The following is a 15,130-nucleotide window of genomic DNA, read 5'->3' on the forward strand; positions in this document are numbered from 1 at the left end:
CATAAGTCACAGCCTTGCACCCTTCCTAGGGAATAGTAACCTTGAATGTCGTCCCTTTCCCCTCCACACTCGACACCTTGATGTCCCCGCCGTGATCCTTGATGATGCCGTAGGAGATGGAGAGCCCCAGGCCGCTGCCCGTATCCTTGGTGGTGAAAAAGGGGGTAAAGATCTTCTTCAGCTGCCCGGGCCCGATCCCCGGGCCGGTATCCGAGATGCTGACCTCACAACCATCCAGGGGGGCCACCCCCTTGGTCGCTAGGGTCAGTACCCCCTTACCCCCCATGGCCTGAACCGCATTGAGAATCAGGTTGGTGAAGACCTGCCGGAGTTGGTCCCCATCCCCCCGGATCATGGCCAGATCAGACGCGTACTCCCTCACCACGGCGATGGCGTCCATGGGAACCTGGTGGCCGATCTGACCAAGGATGCCGTCCAGAAGGTCATGGATGTTGACCTGCCCCTGGTGCAGCTTTTTCTGCCGGGCGAATACCTGCAGATTACCCACGATCTTGGCGATCCGCTCCACCTGCTGGCTGATGATCCCCACCTCCTCCCGATTGGCGTGATCGGGCGGCAGACACATCTCCAGAAACTCGATGTTGCCCCTGATGACGGCCAGAGGGTTGTTGATCTCATGGGCCACGCCGGCGGCGATGACGCCCAAGTCCGCGAGTTTTTCCGCCTTGGCGAGATCCGCCTGGGTTTCCAGAAGAAGCGCATTCTTTTCTTCGAGTTGCGCCGTCCGTTTCAGCACCTTCTGTTCCAGGCTGCGATTCAGCATGGTAATCTCGGACTCGCGGTGGGCCAGGGCGCGCGTCATCTGGTTGAACCCTCCGGCGAGGTCCCCCAGTTCATCGGCCGAACGAACGTCTATGTGCAGATTCCGTTCGCCGAGCGTCACCCTGCGGGTGAGTTGTTCCAACTCCTTGATGGGGGTGGCCAGGTGGGTGCCGATAACGCCGGAAACCGCCAGTCCGATCAGTGAACTGATAAACAGGACAACGACCAGGATGGTATTGACGTTGTTCTTCAGGGCGCTGTACTGCTTTTCCAGCATCCCCACATACAGGGAGCCTATGACCTCGCCCCGCAGGCCTACAATCGGCTCGTAGGCGGTCAGGTACCAATCGTTCACCACAAACGCCCGTCCCACCCACTTTCTGTTTTCCAGGATGACCCTGTTGTAGACCTCCGCGGAGAGTTGCGTGCCGATAGCCCTTCTGCCGTTTGACGCGTGCACGTTGGTGGCGATGCGGGTATCGCCGAGGAACAGGGTGGCGGTGCCCACATCCTGTCCCTTGAACTTCACCCCCTCGTAGACGGTGTCCTTGATCTTGTCCACCAGGTCGTTATTGTTGTTAAGCAGTTCCGCGCAATACAGCGCGCCGGCAACCCGGCCGGCGCTATCGAGCACCGGCGCCGCCGAGACCATGACCATCCCTGCCCGCTCCACGGAACTCTGGCGGGGCCGGGAGTGGGGTGTCGTCACCACGTCGATACGCGCCTGGGCCGTCAATTCGTCTTTTTCGGCGGCCAGTTGCTCGGGGGAGAGGACCGTGGTGCCGGTGACCGTTTTCCCTCTCAACGCCTGGTCGATAAAATAGGTATTGACCGGTGTGTCGCCGAACCGGGCCGGATTGTGGGCCCGAAACAGGACCCGCCCCTCCTTGTCCACGGCGGTCAGGATATCCAGATGTTTCTTATGCAGGAGAGGGGTGAGGAGTGACGAGATGGACGGACGGTTGCCGGAACTGATGGATATGGCGGCAAAGGGGTTGTCGGCGGTGAGTTCCAGCAGTTCATTGATATGGTGCAACTCGTTGCGGTACGCCTCACGGGCCGAGTTCAGGTCGGTTCTGACCTTTTCCTGGGCTTGGCTGGTGATTTTGGCGTCGATGATATAGAGACCGGTGAGTGAGCAGATGAAAAAGGCGACAAACAACGGCGCCAGCGCCCCAACGGTCAGTTTGGCACGGATGGGAAAGCGCCGCGGCATCAGGGATCGTCCGCATCCGCCGGAGCGGCCTTGTCCTGCATGCCGTATTCTTCCAGTTTTCGGTCCAGGGTCCGGCGGGCGATGTTGAGGATCTTGGCCGTCCGGCTCTTGTTGCAGCCGGTTTTCTGGAGCACGTGGAGGATATGCTCGCGCTCCACGACCTCCAGGGGGAGAAGCCGCTCCCCTTCCCCCCGCTGTTCGGCAGCAAGCGGGGCGCTTTTCCAGACCGGCAGGTTTTCGGCGGAGATCACCGTGCCCCGTGCCAGGATAGCCGCTCGCTCGATGGCGTTCTCCAGTTCCCTGATATTTCCCGGCCAGGAGTAGGATTGCATGAGCAGCAGGGCCTCCGGGGTGAAGTTGACGAACTCCTTCTTCATCCGCTGGGAGATCCTGTGTAAAAAGTACCTGGCCAGGGGCTCGATGTCCTCGGCACGTTCGCGCAGAGGCGGGAGGTGGATGGAGATGACGTTCAGCCGGAAGAACAGGTCTTCCCGAAACCGTTTCTGGCGTACCTCCTCCTCAAGGTCCTTGTTGGTAGCCGCCAGAAAACGTATATCCACGGACCGGGCCTTGGTTTCACCCACGGGGATATAGTCACCCTCCTGCAGGACCCGCAACAGCTTGGCCTGGATGGTGGGGCTCATGTCGCCGACCTCATCCAGGAAGAGTGTCCCGTTGTGGGCCTCCTCCAGGAGCCCCTTCTGGTGGGTTACCGCGCCGGTGAAGGCCCCGCGCACATGGCCGAAGAGCTGGCTTTCCAGGAGCGTATCCGAGAGGGTGGCGCAGTTGATGGAGAGAAAGCGTTGCTCCTTGCGGGGGCTAACGCTATGGATCAGACCGGCGATCAGCTCCTTGCCGGTTCCCGACTCCCCCAGTATGACCACGTTGGCATCGCTCTGGGCCACCTGGACGGCCATCTCGTGGACTCGGCGGAACGCATCGCTGGTATAGACCAGGTAGCCCGACGGGGCGGACTTGCCCAACTCGTCCTTCAGGGCGGAGTTTTCCTTGAGCAGTTCCTTGCGTTCCAGCACCTTGTCCAGTATCCCGAAGATCTTCTCCTTGGGGAACGGCTTGGTGACATAGTCGTACGCCCCCAGTTTCATGGCCTCAATGGCCGAACTGATGGAGGCGAAGGCGGTCATCATGACCACCGGTATTTCCAGTTTGAGTTCCTTGACCCGCCGGAGGATCTCGATGCCGTCCACATCGGGCATCTTCACATCCAGCAGCAGCAGATCGCTTTCCTCCAGTGCGCGATGCTCCAGGGTGCGCAGCAAGGCCTCGCCGGAAGTGAAAATCTCCACCTCAAGTCCCCGGGTGGTCAGGATCTTGTTCAGATAGCGCACTATTTCGACTTCATCGTCGCAGATGATCACCCGTGCATCGTACATTTCCGGTACCCGTTGTTTTTTGCCGCTCGCGGCGACAGCAAGGCTGTTATCCATCTCTAATATCATGTGGTGAATTTTACACCGCTTGGAAGTAATGGACAACTATTAGAAAAGCTGAGACCCAAATTATTCATCCCCATCGACCGGGGGCCTTGAATTGCTTGCCGTGCCGACGAGTGATTGCAGTGGATCAACAGCCAGGATCGGCAGAGTACAAACAAAAAGAGCGGCATTGCTGCCGCTCTTCGGATACGGATATTTCAATAAAAGCTACTTGCGAACCGCCTTGCCCGCAACCTGCATGCGGATCAGGGCGCGTTCCAGGGCTGCTTCGTAGACCTTGAACTGCTTGTCTTCCGTGGTCAGGTGCTTGAGCTTCTCCTCGGCGCGCCCCTGGGCTGCCTTGGCCCGCTCGACGTCGATCTCTTCGGCCAGTTCGGCGGTCTCAACCAGGACGATGATCCGGTCGTCCTTGATCTCGAAGTAGCCCCAGTTGAGGGCCATGTGCTCGGCCTTGCCATCATACTTGTAGGCCAACTCGCCGATCCTGAGCGAGGTCAGAAACGGGGCATGACCCGGCAGGACGCCAAACTCGCCCAGTTTGCCGGTGGCGGTGACCTCATCCACTTCTATGTCAACCACCTTCTTATAAGGGGTGACGATCTCCAGCTTCATCTTTTCAGCCATATATCAGTCCTTGAAAGGGGTGTCCCCCGTAAGGTTAATTTATACCGCAGCCAGTTTGGCGGCCTTTTCGATGGCCTCTTCAATGGAGCCGACCATATAAAAGGCCTGCTCGGGCAGGGCGTCGTGCTTGCCGGCCACGATTTCCTGGAACCCCTTGATGGTGTCCTTCAGTTCGACGTATTTGCCGGGAGAACCGGTGAAGGCCTCGGCAACATGGAACGGCTGGGACAGGAAGCGTTGGATCTTGCGGGCGCGGGCCACGACCAGCTTGTCTTCTTCGGAGAGTTCGTCCATACCGAGGATGGCGATAATGTCCTGGAGGTCCTTGTACTTCTGGAGCACGAACTGGACGGAACGGGCCACGGCGTAGTGCTCCTCGCCGATGACCTGGGGATCGAGGATGCGCGAGGTGGAGTCCAGCGGGTCAACGGCCGGGTAGATACCCAGCTCGGCGATCTGGCGGGACAGAACCGTGGTGGCGTCCAGGTGGGCGAAGGCGGTAGCCGGAGCCGGGTCGGTCAAGTCGTCGGCCGGGACGTAGATGGCCTGGACCGAGGTGATGGACCCTTTCTTGGTGGAGGTGATGCGCTCCTGCAATTCACCCATCTCGGTGGCCAGGGTCGGCTGGTAACCGACGGCCGAGGGGATACGGCCCAGAAGGGCGGAAACCTCGGAACCGGCCTGGGTGAAACGGAAGATGTTGTCGATGAACAGAAGAACGTCCTGTCCTTCTTCGTCGCGGAAGTATTCGGCGACCGAGAGGGCGGTCAGGGCAACGCGGGCACGGGCGCCTGGGGGTTCGTTCATCTGGCCGTACACCAGGGCGGCCTTGTCGAGAACGCCTGATTCCTTCATCTCCATCCAGAGGTCGTTCCCTTCGCGGGTACGTTCGCCGACGCCGGCGAAGACGGAGAAACCGCCGTGCTGCTTGGCGATGTTGTTGATCAGTTCCATGATGAGAACGGTCTTGCCGACGCCGGCGCCGCCGAACAGCCCGATCTTGCCGCCGCGGGCATAAGGGGCCAGGAGGTCAACGACCTTGATGCCGGTGGTGAAGGCCTCGACCTTGGTGGACTGGTCTTCGAAAGAAGGGGCCTCGCGGTGGATGCCGTACTCCTTCTCGTTGCCGATGGGGCCCATCTCGTCAACCGGCTCGCCGATGACGTTCATGATCCGGCCCAGGGTCTTGTGACCGACCGGGGCGCAGATCTGCTTGCCGGTGTCGATAACGGCCTGGCCCCGCTTGAGGCCGTCGGTGGAGTCCATGGCAATGGTGCGGACCGAATTCTCGCCCAGGTGCTGGGCGACTTCGAGAACGAGGTTGTTCTCCCGGTCATCGATGGCCGGATTGGTCACCCTCAGGGCGTGGTAGATCTCCGGCAGCTTGCCGGGCTCGAATTCGACGTCGATAACAGCGCCGATGACCTGCGAAATTTTACCGATGTTCTGACTCATGGAACTCTGTCCTCCTGTGGCCGTGAAGCCTCATATAGTGATTCGGTTCTCTTGTTATCCTTTGATCGATTCGGCGCCGGAGATGATCTCCGTCAGTTCGGTGGTGATGGCGGCCTGGCGCGCCCTGTTGTACTGGAGGGTCAGCTTGCCGATCATCTCGTTGGCGTTTTTGGACGCGCTGTCCATGGCGGTCATGCGGGCGCCGTGCTCGGCGGCCACCGACTCCAGCATGGCCTTGAAGATCTGCACCTCGATGTTCTTTGGCAGGATCTCGGCCAGGAGCTCGGCAACCGACGGTTCGTAGATGTACTCCACCGGGGTTTCGTCGCCCAGGGTCTTCTCCTCAGGCTCCACCGGCAGGAGCTGCTGGAAGGTGATGTCCTGGGACATGACCGTACGGAAGGCGTTGAAGAGCAGGATGACCTGATCGTACTCCTCGGCCAGATAGCCGTCGATCACCTCGTGGGCCAGCATGGCTGCGGTCTGGTAGCTCGGCTTGGCCAACACGTTGGGGAAGTTCTTGGCGATCTCGTGGCGGTGCCTGAGCGCTTCATACCCCTTGCGCCCGACCGTCATCAGCGAAATTTCCTCGAACTCGCCCTGTTTGTCCTTGATGAAATGCTCGGCGGCCTTGCACAGGTTGCCGTTGAAACCACCGCACAGGCCGCGGTCGGAGGTGACCACGATCAGGAGCAGCTTCTTGGCGTCGCGTTTCTCCAGAAGCGGATGAAGGTCACCTTCCAGATTGCCGGCCAGGGATTGCAACACTTCGGCCAGTTTGCCGGCATAGGGACGCGCCGCAACGACGTTTTCCTGGGCGCGGCGCAGCTTGGCGGCCGAGACCATCTTCATGGCCTTGGTGATCTGGCGGGTATTCTTTACGGATGCGATCCGTTTTTTTATGCTTTTAAGGCTTGCCATGTCTCAAACCGTCCTTGTTTACGCGGTGAATTCCTTCTTGAACTGCTCCAGTGCGGCAACGATCTTGCCCTTCAACTCATCGCCGATGGCCTTCTTGTCGCGCAGTTCGGCCAGCACATCGGCCTGGCGGTTATCGAAAAAGGCGTACATTTCCGGCTCGTAGCGTTTGAGCGCCGCGACCGGATAGTCGTCCAGGAAACCGTTGTTGGCGGCGAAGATGACCAGAACCTGCTTCTCGTTGGGAATCGGGCGGTACTGGGGCTGTTTGAGAATCTCCACCAGGCGCTCGCCGCGGGCCAACTGCATCTGGGTGGCCTTGTCCAGGTCGGAACCGAATTGGGCAAAGGCGGCCATCTCGCGGTACTGGGCCAAGCTGAGGCGCAGCGTGCCGGCTACCTGCTTCATGGACTTCGTCTGGGCGGAACCGCCGACGCGGGAAACCGAGAGGCCGACGTTGATGGCCGGGCGGACGCCGGAGAAGAACAGGTCGGTTTCCAGATAGATCTGGCCGTCGGTGATGGAGATGACGTTGGTCGGAATATAGGCGGACACGTCGCCGGCCTGGGTCTCGATGATCGGCAGGGCGGTGAGTGAACCGGCGCCGCACTCGTCGGACAGCTTGCAGGCACGCTCCAGCAGGCGGCTGTGGAGATAGAAAACGTCGCCCGGGTAGGCTTCGCGCCCTGGGGGGCGGCGGAGCAGCAGGGAAAGCTGGCGATAGGCGACGGCCTGCTTGGAAAGGTCGTCGTAGATGATCAGGGCGTGTTTCTTGTTGTCGCGGAAGTACTCGCCCATGGTGACGCCGGTATAGGGGGCGATGAACTGGAGCGGGGCCGACTCTGAGGCGGTGGCGGCGACAACGATGGTGTAATCCATGGCGCCGTGCTCGTTCAGCTTGGAAACGACCTGGGCGACCGTGGAACGTTTCTGGCCGATGGCGACATAGATACAGACCACGTCGCCCCCCTTCTGGTTGATGATCGTGTCGATGGCTACGGCGGTCTTGCCGGTCTGACGGTCGCCGATGATCAGTTCGCGCTGACCGCGCCCGATCGGGACCATGGAGTCGATCGCCTTGAGGCCGGTGGCCATGGGCTGATGCACCGACTTGCGGCTGACGATGCCGGGGGCCTTGATCTCCACCTTGCTGAAGCTCGTGGTGTTGATGGGACCTTTGCCGTCGATGGGCTGGCCGATGGCGTTGACAACGCGGCCGATCAGGGCGTCGCCCACCGGAACCTCGGTGATGCGGCCGGTGCGCTTGACCGTGTCGCCTTCCTTGATCTCGGCGAATTCACCGAGAATGGCGGCGCCGACGTTGTCTTCCTCCAGGTTGAGAACCATGCCGGACACGCCGCCGGGGAACTCCAGCAACTCGCCGGCCATGGCGCCAGCCAGGCCGTGGATACGGGCGATACCGTCACCGATGGAGATGATCGTGCCGGTTTCCGACACCTCTACCTCCTTGCCATACTCCTTGATCTGTTTCCTGATGATCTCGCTGATCTCTTCGGCTCTGATTTCCATGGAAGCATTTACCCCTTCTGTAGTATATCTTGAATCCGTTTAAGCTGAGTTTTTACGCTGCTGTCAAAGGCTGTATCGCCGATCTGGGTTACGACGCCGCCCAGCAGGGTCTGATCGACCGTCACCTGCGGCACCACCTTCTTGCCGGTTTTCTTCTCCAAGGCGCCCTGAATGGAGGCCACCTGGGCGTCGTCCAGGGGGAAAGCGGTCCTGATGAAGGGACGGATCACGCCGGAATGTTCATCGGCCAGTTTTTTGTAGGTTTGAACGATCTGGTCGAGGAAGGCCACGCGGTTCTTGTCCACCAGAAGGAGCAGGAAGTTGCCGACCAGTTCGGAACAGTTGGCCTTTGCCACCAGTTCCTTCATGATCTCTTTCTTCTGCTCGGCGGTGAAGGCCGGATTCCCAAATGCGGCCCGCAATTCTCCATTGCCGGCGAAGAGGCGATCCATCGCAGCCAATTCCTCGCTGAAACGGTCGATCAGGTCGGCCTCCGAACCAAGCTGCACCAAAGCCTTGGCGTATCGTCTCGCAATCGTATTGTTGATCACTGGATCTGTACCACCTTGTCAAGATATTCGCCGACAAATCGGTCGTGGTCGGCTTTCTGGATGGCGCCGGTCAACGTGCCGGTGGCAATTTCCACCGCCAGGCGGGCGGCCTCGGCACGCAGTTCGGCGCGGGCCTTGAGGGTTTCCTGCTCGGCCGACTGGGTCGCCTGGAGAGCGATTTTCTGAGCGGCAACCTTTGCCTCGGCGATAATACGCTCTTTTTCCTGCTCCCCTTCACGGACGATGGCGGCGTGGAGTTCGTCGATTTCCCTGGATGCCTGATCGAGCTTGGTGCTGTACTCGGCCAGCTTGGCCTCGGCGGCGGCCTTCCCTTCCTGGGCATCCTTCAGATCCTTTTCGATCTGGGTCTGCCGGGCGGCCAGCGTACCCTTGACATTGGCCTTTTTCAGGGCCCACACGATGATGCCGACCAGAACGGCAAAGTTGAGCACACGCCAACCCAAATCCTTCATCTGGGCGGCGGCGTGGTCGGCCTGGTGCGCGCCTTCGCCCCCCTCGTTGGCAAAGCCGGTCGAGGCGGCCAGAACGATGGCGGCAACATAGACCAGGGAGAAGGTAATTTTTTTCGTACGATCGGATACCATCAACATGTTACAGGCTCCTCCCCAGGATTTTCTCGCAGATGTCGCCGGACAGGGCCTCGGCCTGCTGTTTCAGCAACGCGCGGGCATCGGCGGCCTCCTTGGCCACTTTACCACGAATGGCCTCCAAAGAGGCGGTTGCCTCCTTGCGTGCCTTCTCCAGTACCGCCGTTTCCTCAGCCTGAGCGACCTTGAGGGCCTCGGCCCTGCGGCCGGCGGCTTCGGTTTTGGCGTCCCGCAGGCGGGCCTCATAGCGGGCCATCTTTTCCTGGACCTCCAGGTCAACGGAGGCGGCCTTTTCACGGGCAGAGTCGATTACCTGGCGGCGGTCGGCCAGAACCTTGCGGATCGGTTTGTAGAGGAAAACGTTGAGAACGAGGACGAGGATGCCGAAGTTAATGACCTGGACAACGAATGCCAAATTTAATTCAATCACGACCTACCCCTTGCAGGCATGCATAAATTGTATACCTGTATACTGTATCCATCAGATATCGGACCTAGCTACCACATATTTCAACACTTTGTCAAGATGTATTGCAAAGAAAACCGTCGGATTTCAGCGGGCAGCGGTGGCAGGCACCTACCAACGGAACGGGGACAAGCGGTATTCAGCCCCGCAGTTCTCACGGTTCGAGCAGATCGACGATACGGGTCAGTTCATCGGGGTCGCTGAAGTGAATCTCCAGCCTCCCCCCCTTGGTGCCGACCCTGCGGATGGCGACCCGCGCCTGGAATCGTTTCTGTAACTGTTCCTCCAGGGCCCCCATGAGCAGGTCGGGTTGCTGCGGGCGCTTGTGCGGCACCGGGTGGGGGTTCATCTTCAGCCGCCGCACCAGGTTCTCAGCCTCACGAACGCTCAACTGGCGCTGCACGATCTCATGGCGGGCCTTGAGGATCACCTCGGGGCTTTCCAGGGCCAGGAGCGTGCGGGCATGGCCCATGCTCATGCGTTCTTCCACGATATCCTGCTGGACCTCAGGGGGCAACTTGAGCAGGCGCAAGGCGTTGGTTACGCTGGTGCGGTTCTTGCCGACCCGCTTGGCCACGTCCTCATGGGAGATGCCGAAATGCTCCACCAGGGAGCGATAGGCCTGGGCCTCCTCGATGGCGTTCAAATCCTGGCGCTGGATATTCTCTATCAGAGCCAGTTCCAGCACCGCATCTTCGCTGGCCTCGCGGATAACCACCGGCACTTCCCTGACACCCGCCTTCTGGGCGGCGCGCCAGCGGCGCTCGCCGGCAACGATCTCGTAGAAGTCGTCCTTTTTGGTCACCACCAGCGGCTGGATGATACCCTGCTCACGTATGGAGGCGGCCAACTCGTCCAGCTTGTCCGCTGCAAAAAATTTGCGGGGTTGGTTACGGTTGGGCCGAATTTTTTCGATCGGGCAGATGAAATAATCGGAACGGCCCTCGGCCGTATCCACAACCTGCAGCAGCGATGCCATCCCTCTCCCGAGGCCGCCTTTCTTAACCATTGGCTGTCTCCCTCTGGATTATTTCCCGGGCCAGTTGCAGATAGCTGGCGGCACCGCGTGACGATATGTCGTAGTGAATGACCGGCTTGCCGTGGCTGGGGGCCTCGGCTAGGCGCACGTTGCGCGGAATGACCGCATCGAAGACCTGATCGGGGAAGTGGGTCCTGATCTCCGCGACCACCTCTTTGCCCAGGTTGCCGCGGGAATCGAACATGGTCAGCAGGATACCCTCTATCTTCAGCAACGGATTAAGCCCCCTCTGAATCAGACTGATGGTATGCAGTATCTGGGAAAGTCCTTCCATGGCGTAAAACTCGCATTGGAGCGGGATCAGCACGGAATCGGCCCAGGTCATGGCGTTGACGGTCAACAGATTGAGCGATGGGGGGCAGTCGATGATGATGTAACGGTACTGCTCCACCAGGGAGGCGAGGGCGAACTTGAGTTTCAACTCCCGGCCGATTTCGGAGGCCAGCTCCAGTTCTGCGCCGGCAAGGTCGGAGTTGGCCGGTATGACGTGCAGGAAGGGCTGTCCGATGTCCACGATCAGGCTCTGGGCATCAACCTCGTCGACGAGGGCGTCGTAGATGGTCTGCTTTAGCCGGGACTTGTCGATTCCCACCCCGCTGGTCGCGTTGCCCTGCGGGTCGATGTCAACCAGCAGCGTCGGCTTCTCGGCCGCCGCCAGCGAGGCGGCCAGATTGACGGCGGTGGTGGTCTTGCCGACCCCACCTTTCTGATTGGCGATGCAGATTATCTTGGACATGACAGCACGGGCCTTGCCTGATACGAATTGCGATTATAAATCGCCGGAGGGCGAAAAATTACCATAAAGTTCCCAAGGTGCAAAGCATATTTTTCCAGAGACCATCCGTGGTTTATTGACAACGGTCAAGTATTTTCCGTCGGGAGCGGCTTAAGATCAGGTCGAATTGATCATGTATGAAGCGAGGTTACGTCCACATGCAAAAATTGCTCACACCACTCTGCGCCCTGACAATCGGCCTCTGCGTGACTACGGGTGCCGAGGCATTCGAATGCAAGGTCTGCCACAGCAAGAATCCCCGCATGGTTGCCATGCACACGGCCCTTCAGGGACAGAACTGTTTCGGCTGCCACAAAGTAGGAGACCGACTGATGGGCAAGAGGGAACCGAAAGACACGGAGAGCCTGCTGAAGCGCAGGGTCGCCGCCGCGGAATGCATAAGGTGTCACGGCAAAAAGGAATGAATACGGACGATTACCTATTCGTGTATCGCTCCAGGACCATCATCCCGTCGAGGCCGAGTTTTCCATGATCCGGGTATAGCACATTTCTACGGTCCGGACACTGACGGCAAGAGTCGTGCGCAACCGGTATGCGGCAAAAGATCGCCCGCAGCATCAGGGGATCCCGCACTGCCGCAGACAGGCTTCGAATGCCCGGTCCAGGGGGGCTTCGAGACGGATCTCCGTCCCCTTTTCATTTTTGAAGGAGAGCTGCGCACAGTGCAACATCATACGCTCCGCCGGTGCGCCGCCATAGGTGGCGTCGCCGACGATGGGCAGCCCCGATGCCTCCAGGTGGACGCGGATCTGGTGGGTGCGTCCGGTCAGGGGATGCGCCTCTACCAGGGCGCCCCCGGCGGCGGCAGCCACCACGCGGAACTCGGTCAGGGCCGACCTGCCTCCCGCCATGATGCCGTAGCGCGACGTGCCCAGTTTGCCGATAGGGCCGTCCATCCGCCAGGCCTCCTGCTGCGGCTGTCCGCTGACCAGGGCCAGGTACCGTTTGTCCGCCAGCCCGTCGTGAAAGCGGGCCGAAAGCCAGGCAGCGGCCCTCTTATCCTTCGGGAACACCATCACCCCCGAGGTGCCCCGGTCGAGGCGGTGGATCACCCGGGCCGGCTCGTTGATCCCGTGCTGACGAAAGTATTCGGCGACCCAGAACTCCATGGTTCCCTTGAGTTGATAGGGGGTTCGCTGGGTATTCGCCCCGGCCGGCTTGTTGACCGCAATCAGCTCGTCGTCCTCGAACAACAGCGCCTCGGGCGGAAGAACGAGTTCCTGGAACCGACCCGACTCCATCACGCCCACCTCGACCGTATCCCCCTGTTTGACGGTGCGCGACGCCACCCGGACCATGGCGCTGTTGACGCTGCAGCCGCCCCGGTCGATGATCCGCCGTGCCTCGGACTTGCTGAGGCCGTCGAACAAGAGCGCCACGGCATCGTCCAACCGGCGTCCCCCCTGATTTTCTGCCACTGTTTTCTTACATATCATGATCCCGTTACTACCCCGATTCCCTGTTGCGATGCAATCAAAATCCTGAATCCGTGATGCCGGAATGCCGCAGTGGCGGGAAGAGCCGGAGCCCGCACGCCGCCCGTGTCGTAGCAAACCACTCACTCTGCCGGTCCTCCGCCGAGTTGTCGTTATCTGCCGTACAGGCAAAGGCTGAGGCCTTCCGGACAAGCGGAGGCATGGAGGCGTCACGGATTCAGGAAAATTCCCTGTGGAAAAAGGGATAGGACTCTGGTACCCTCTGCCGCCATGACTTCTGACGCACCCCAGCATATCCCGCTCTTGCGCGGCCCGGTACCGTTGACGCATCTGCTGTTGCGGCACTTTGTCCGCTCCGGCGACCGGGCCGTCGACGCCACCTGCGGCAACGGCAACGACACGCTCCTGCTGGCGGAGCTGGTGGGGCCAACCGGCAGGGTCTGGGGCTTCGACATCCAGCAGGAGGCCGTGGACGGCACTGCCCGCAAGCTGGCGGCGCAAGGGTTTGAGGAGCGGGTCACCCTGGTGGCCGCGGGTCACGAGACCATGGCCGGACAGGTCGAGGCCGGTCTGAGCGCCGTGGTCTTCAACCTGGGGTACCTGCCGGGGGGCGACCGCAGCGTCATCACCCGGCCGGAAACCACCGGGGCTGCGCTGGAGCAGGCCTTGGGCCTCCTGGCGCCGGGCGGCATCGTGGCGCTGACCATCTACCCCGGCCACAGGGGGGGCGACGCAGAGCGGCGCCTGGTGGAAGAATGGGCGGGGCAACTCCCGGCACCACTGTTCCACGCCTGGCGCATGGGGCAGACCAATGTCACGGCCGACGCGCCCTACGTCATCTGCGTCCAGAAGGGGGCCTGACATGCTGCGTTCCCTGCTCCCCTTCATCGTCGTCCTGCCCTCTTTGGCCTACAGCCTGATTGCACTTGTCTGCGCCCGACGCTTCTTCTCCGTACCGCCACCCCGCTCGCCGGAGGCCCCGGCCGTAACCATCCTGAAGCCGGTCAAGGGTATGGATGCCGGGAGTTATGAGAACTTTGCCTCCTTCTGCCGGCAGGAGTACGCAGGCCCGGTGCAACTGCTGTTTGCCGCGGCATCGGCGGATGATCCGGTCATTCCGGTCATTCACCGGCTCAGGGAGGAATTTGGCGGTAACCGCGTCGCCCTGGTGATCAACCCGGCCATCCACGGGCCGAACTACAAGGTTTCAAACCTGATCAACGCCTTTCCCCAAGCGCGGCACGACATCATCATCGTCTGCGACAGCGATATCCGCGTCCCCCCGGACTACCTGAAAAGCGTGACCGCCCGCTTCAGCGATCCCCAGGTGGGCCTGGTCACCTCGCTCTACCGCACCTCCAGCGCCCCCACCATCGCCACCGCCATCGAAGCGACCGGCTTTACCGCCGAGATGATCCCCAACGTACTGGTTGCCCTCCAGCTGGAGGGGCTGTCGTTCGCCCTGGGCGCCTCCATGGCCGTACGTCGGGAAGCCCTGGCGTCCATCGGCGGTTTCGAGGCCCTGGCCGACTACCTGGCCGACGACTACCAACTGGGGAACAAGGTGCACCGTGCCGGCTGGCGCATCGCCCTGGACGGCACCTTCGTGGAAAGCATGCTCAAGGCGGAAGATTTGGTGACGGTGCTCGCGCGGCAACTGCGCTGGGCTCGCACCATGCGGGCCAGCAGGCCGGGAGGCTACCTGGCGTCCGGCATGACGCTCCCCTTCCCCGGGGCGCTCCTGGCGGCATTCGTCGCCCCGTCGTTCCCCCAGGCCCTGGTCGCAATTGCCCTGCTCTATTGCGTGCGCTTGGCCGTCACCACCGTCTTCAGCCGTCGCTTCGTCCGCGACAATCTTCTCCCCGTCTGGCTCTGGCTGATCCCGCTCCGGGACATGCTGGCCTTCTTCACCTGGGCGCTCTCCTTTCTGGGCAATCGCGTCGAATGGCGCGGCAGCCGCTTCCGGCTCAGGCCGGGGGGCAAGATCGAGGAGCTCGCCTGACTATTTCGCTCCCCTGGCACATCAAGGACACCCGCGAGGCAAGGTGAGCAGGCATTCCCCTGGCTACCGGACAGCAGCCAGCTTACCGTCGCTTTTCCGGTACAAAATTCTCTTGATTGGGAAAATTCCATGAAGTGCTTGACAAATGGTTGTGTGAACACTATAAATATGAATGACTATTCATTCAACACCGATTCATGCTTTAGGTTGGCCAATAACGTGCCGTAGAGAATGATCTTTCATTATTTC

Annotated in this window: 15 protein-coding genes; 3 read left to right on the top strand and 12 right to left on the bottom strand. The window is 60.8% G+C overall.

What is annotated here, in order from left to right; all coding sequences use genetic code 11:
* Positions 1–25: 25 nt before the first annotated feature.
* The 11 genes from ET418_RS09545 to ET418_RS09595 form a co-directional block, all read right to left on the bottom strand.
* Positions 26–1,999, bottom strand: a complete 1,974-nt coding sequence (locus ET418_RS09545; protein WP_149307380.1) for a sensor histidine kinase — start codon at positions 1,997–1,999, stop codon at positions 26–28.
* Positions 1,999–3,393 (bottom strand): sigma-54-dependent transcriptional regulator, encoded by a 1,395-nt coding sequence (locus ET418_RS09550; protein WP_149307581.1) that lies wholly within the window; start codon positions 3,391–3,393, stop codon positions 1,999–2,001. The genes ET418_RS09545 and ET418_RS09550 overlap by 1 nt, the downstream gene beginning before the upstream one ends.
* Before the next feature lie 270 nt (positions 3,394–3,663).
* On the bottom strand, positions 3,664–4,080 hold the full coding sequence (locus ET418_RS09555) for a F0F1 ATP synthase subunit epsilon (protein WP_149307381.1): 417 nt from the start codon (positions 4,078–4,080) through the stop codon (positions 3,664–3,666).
* 39 nt (positions 4,081–4,119) lie between these two features.
* Complete coding sequence (gene atpD, locus ET418_RS09560; RefSeq protein WP_149307382.1) at positions 4,120–5,535, bottom strand: F0F1 ATP synthase subunit beta; 1,416 nt, start codon at positions 5,533–5,535, stop codon at positions 4,120–4,122.
* A 54-nt stretch (positions 5,536–5,589) separates the two neighbouring features.
* A complete protein-coding gene (atpG, locus tag ET418_RS09565; RefSeq protein ID WP_149307383.1) occupies positions 5,590–6,456 on the bottom strand; it encodes an ATP synthase F1 subunit gamma in 867 nt (288 codons plus the stop codon).
* An 18-nt stretch (positions 6,457–6,474) separates the two neighbouring features.
* Positions 6,475–7,983, bottom strand: coding sequence for a F0F1 ATP synthase subunit alpha (gene atpA / locus ET418_RS09570; protein WP_149307384.1), 1,509 nt, complete (start codon positions 7,981–7,983; stop codon positions 6,475–6,477).
* 8 nt (positions 7,984–7,991) lie between these two features.
* A complete protein-coding gene (gene atpH / locus ET418_RS09575) occupies positions 7,992–8,534 on the bottom strand; it encodes an ATP synthase F1 subunit delta (RefSeq protein ID WP_149307385.1) in 543 nt (180 codons plus the stop codon).
* Entirely contained in the window at positions 8,531–9,145 is a 615-nt protein-coding gene (locus tag ET418_RS09580; RefSeq protein WP_149307386.1) for a F0F1 ATP synthase subunit B family protein, read from the bottom strand. Before ET418_RS09580 ends, atpH begins: the two co-directional genes overlap by 4 nt.
* 1 nt (position 9,146) lies before the next feature.
* Complete coding sequence (locus ET418_RS09585; RefSeq protein ID WP_149307387.1) at positions 9,147–9,572, bottom strand: ATP synthase F0 subunit B; 426 nt, start codon at positions 9,570–9,572, stop codon at positions 9,147–9,149.
* A gap of 190 nt (positions 9,573–9,762) precedes the next feature.
* A complete protein-coding gene (locus ET418_RS09590; protein WP_149307388.1) occupies positions 9,763–10,617 on the bottom strand; it encodes a ParB/RepB/Spo0J family partition protein in 855 nt (284 codons plus the stop codon).
* Positions 10,610–11,383, bottom strand: a complete 774-nt coding sequence (locus ET418_RS09595; protein ID WP_149307389.1) for a ParA family protein — start codon at positions 11,381–11,383, stop codon at positions 10,610–10,612. Before ET418_RS09595 ends, ET418_RS09590 begins: the two co-directional genes overlap by 8 nt.
* A 197-nt stretch (positions 11,384–11,580) precedes the next feature.
* Here ET418_RS09595 and ET418_RS09600 point away from each other — a divergent pair, with 197 nt between their 5' ends.
* A complete protein-coding gene (locus tag ET418_RS09600; RefSeq protein WP_149307390.1) occupies positions 11,581–11,847 on the top strand; it encodes a cytochrome c3 family protein in 267 nt (88 codons plus the stop codon).
* A 153-nt stretch (positions 11,848–12,000) separates the two neighbouring features.
* On the opposite strand, the gene ET418_RS09605 is transcribed toward ET418_RS09600, so the two are convergent.
* Positions 12,001–12,879, bottom strand: coding sequence for an RluA family pseudouridine synthase (locus ET418_RS09605; protein ID WP_149307391.1), 879 nt, complete (start codon positions 12,877–12,879; stop codon positions 12,001–12,003).
* 270 nt (positions 12,880–13,149) lie between these two features.
* Between ET418_RS09605 and mnmM the strand changes: the two genes are divergently transcribed.
* Both mnmM and hpnI read left to right on the top strand, forming a co-directional pair.
* Positions 13,150–13,740, top strand: a complete 591-nt coding sequence (mnmM, locus tag ET418_RS09610) for a tRNA 5-(aminomethyl)-2-thiouridylate-methyltransferase MnmM (protein WP_149307392.1) — start codon at positions 13,150–13,152, stop codon at positions 13,738–13,740.
* 1 nt (position 13,741) lies between these two features.
* Positions 13,742–14,881 (top strand): bacteriohopanetetrol glucosamine biosynthesis glycosyltransferase HpnI, encoded by a 1,140-nt coding sequence (hpnI, locus tag ET418_RS09615; protein ID WP_149307393.1) that lies wholly within the window; start codon positions 13,742–13,744, stop codon positions 14,879–14,881.
* The last annotated feature ends 249 nt before the right edge of the window (positions 14,882–15,130 follow it).

Source organism: Oryzomonas rubra, assembly GCF_008369015.1.
GTDB classification, from domain to species: Bacteria; Desulfobacterota; Desulfuromonadia; order Geobacterales; family Pseudopelobacteraceae; genus Oryzomonas; species Oryzomonas japonica.

Coding starts and splice junctions, on each gene's coding strand:
- ET418_RS09545 (WP_149307380.1), bottom strand. CDS start 1,999: ATGCCGCGGCGCTTTCCCATCCGTGCCAAACTGACCGTTGGGGCGCTG.
- ET418_RS09550 (WP_149307581.1), bottom strand. CDS start 3,393: ATGTACGATGCACGGGTGATCATCTGCGACGATGAAGTCGAAATAGTG.
- ET418_RS09555 (WP_149307381.1), bottom strand. CDS start 4,080: ATGGCTGAAAAGATGAAGCTGGAGATCGTCACCCCTTATAAGAAGGTG.
- atpD (WP_149307382.1), bottom strand. CDS start 5,535: ATGAGTCAGAACATCGGTAAAATTTCGCAGGTCATCGGCGCTGTTATC.
- atpG (WP_149307383.1), bottom strand. CDS start 6,456: ATGGCAAGCCTTAAAAGCATAAAAAAACGGATCGCATCCGTAAAGAAT.
- atpA (WP_149307384.1), bottom strand. CDS start 7,983: ATGGAAATCAGAGCCGAAGAGATCAGCGAGATCATCAGGAAACAGATC.
- ET418_RS09580 (WP_149307386.1), bottom strand. CDS start 9,145: ATGTTGATGGTATCCGATCGTACGAAAAAAATTACCTTCTCCCTGGTC.
- ET418_RS09590 (WP_149307388.1), bottom strand. CDS start 10,617: ATGGTTAAGAAAGGCGGCCTCGGGAGAGGGATGGCATCGCTGCTGCAG.
- ET418_RS09595 (WP_149307389.1), bottom strand. CDS start 11,383: ATGTCCAAGATAATCTGCATCGCCAATCAGAAAGGTGGGGTCGGCAAG.
- ET418_RS09600 (WP_149307390.1), top strand. CDS start 11,581: ATGCAAAAATTGCTCACACCACTCTGCGCCCTGACAATCGGCCTCTGC.
- ET418_RS09605 (WP_149307391.1), bottom strand. CDS start 12,879: ATGATATGTAAGAAAACAGTGGCAGAAAATCAGGGGGGACGCCGGTTG.
- mnmM (WP_149307392.1), top strand. CDS start 13,150: ATGACTTCTGACGCACCCCAGCATATCCCGCTCTTGCGCGGCCCGGTA.
- hpnI (WP_149307393.1), top strand. CDS start 13,742: ATGCTGCGTTCCCTGCTCCCCTTCATCGTCGTCCTGCCCTCTTTGGCC.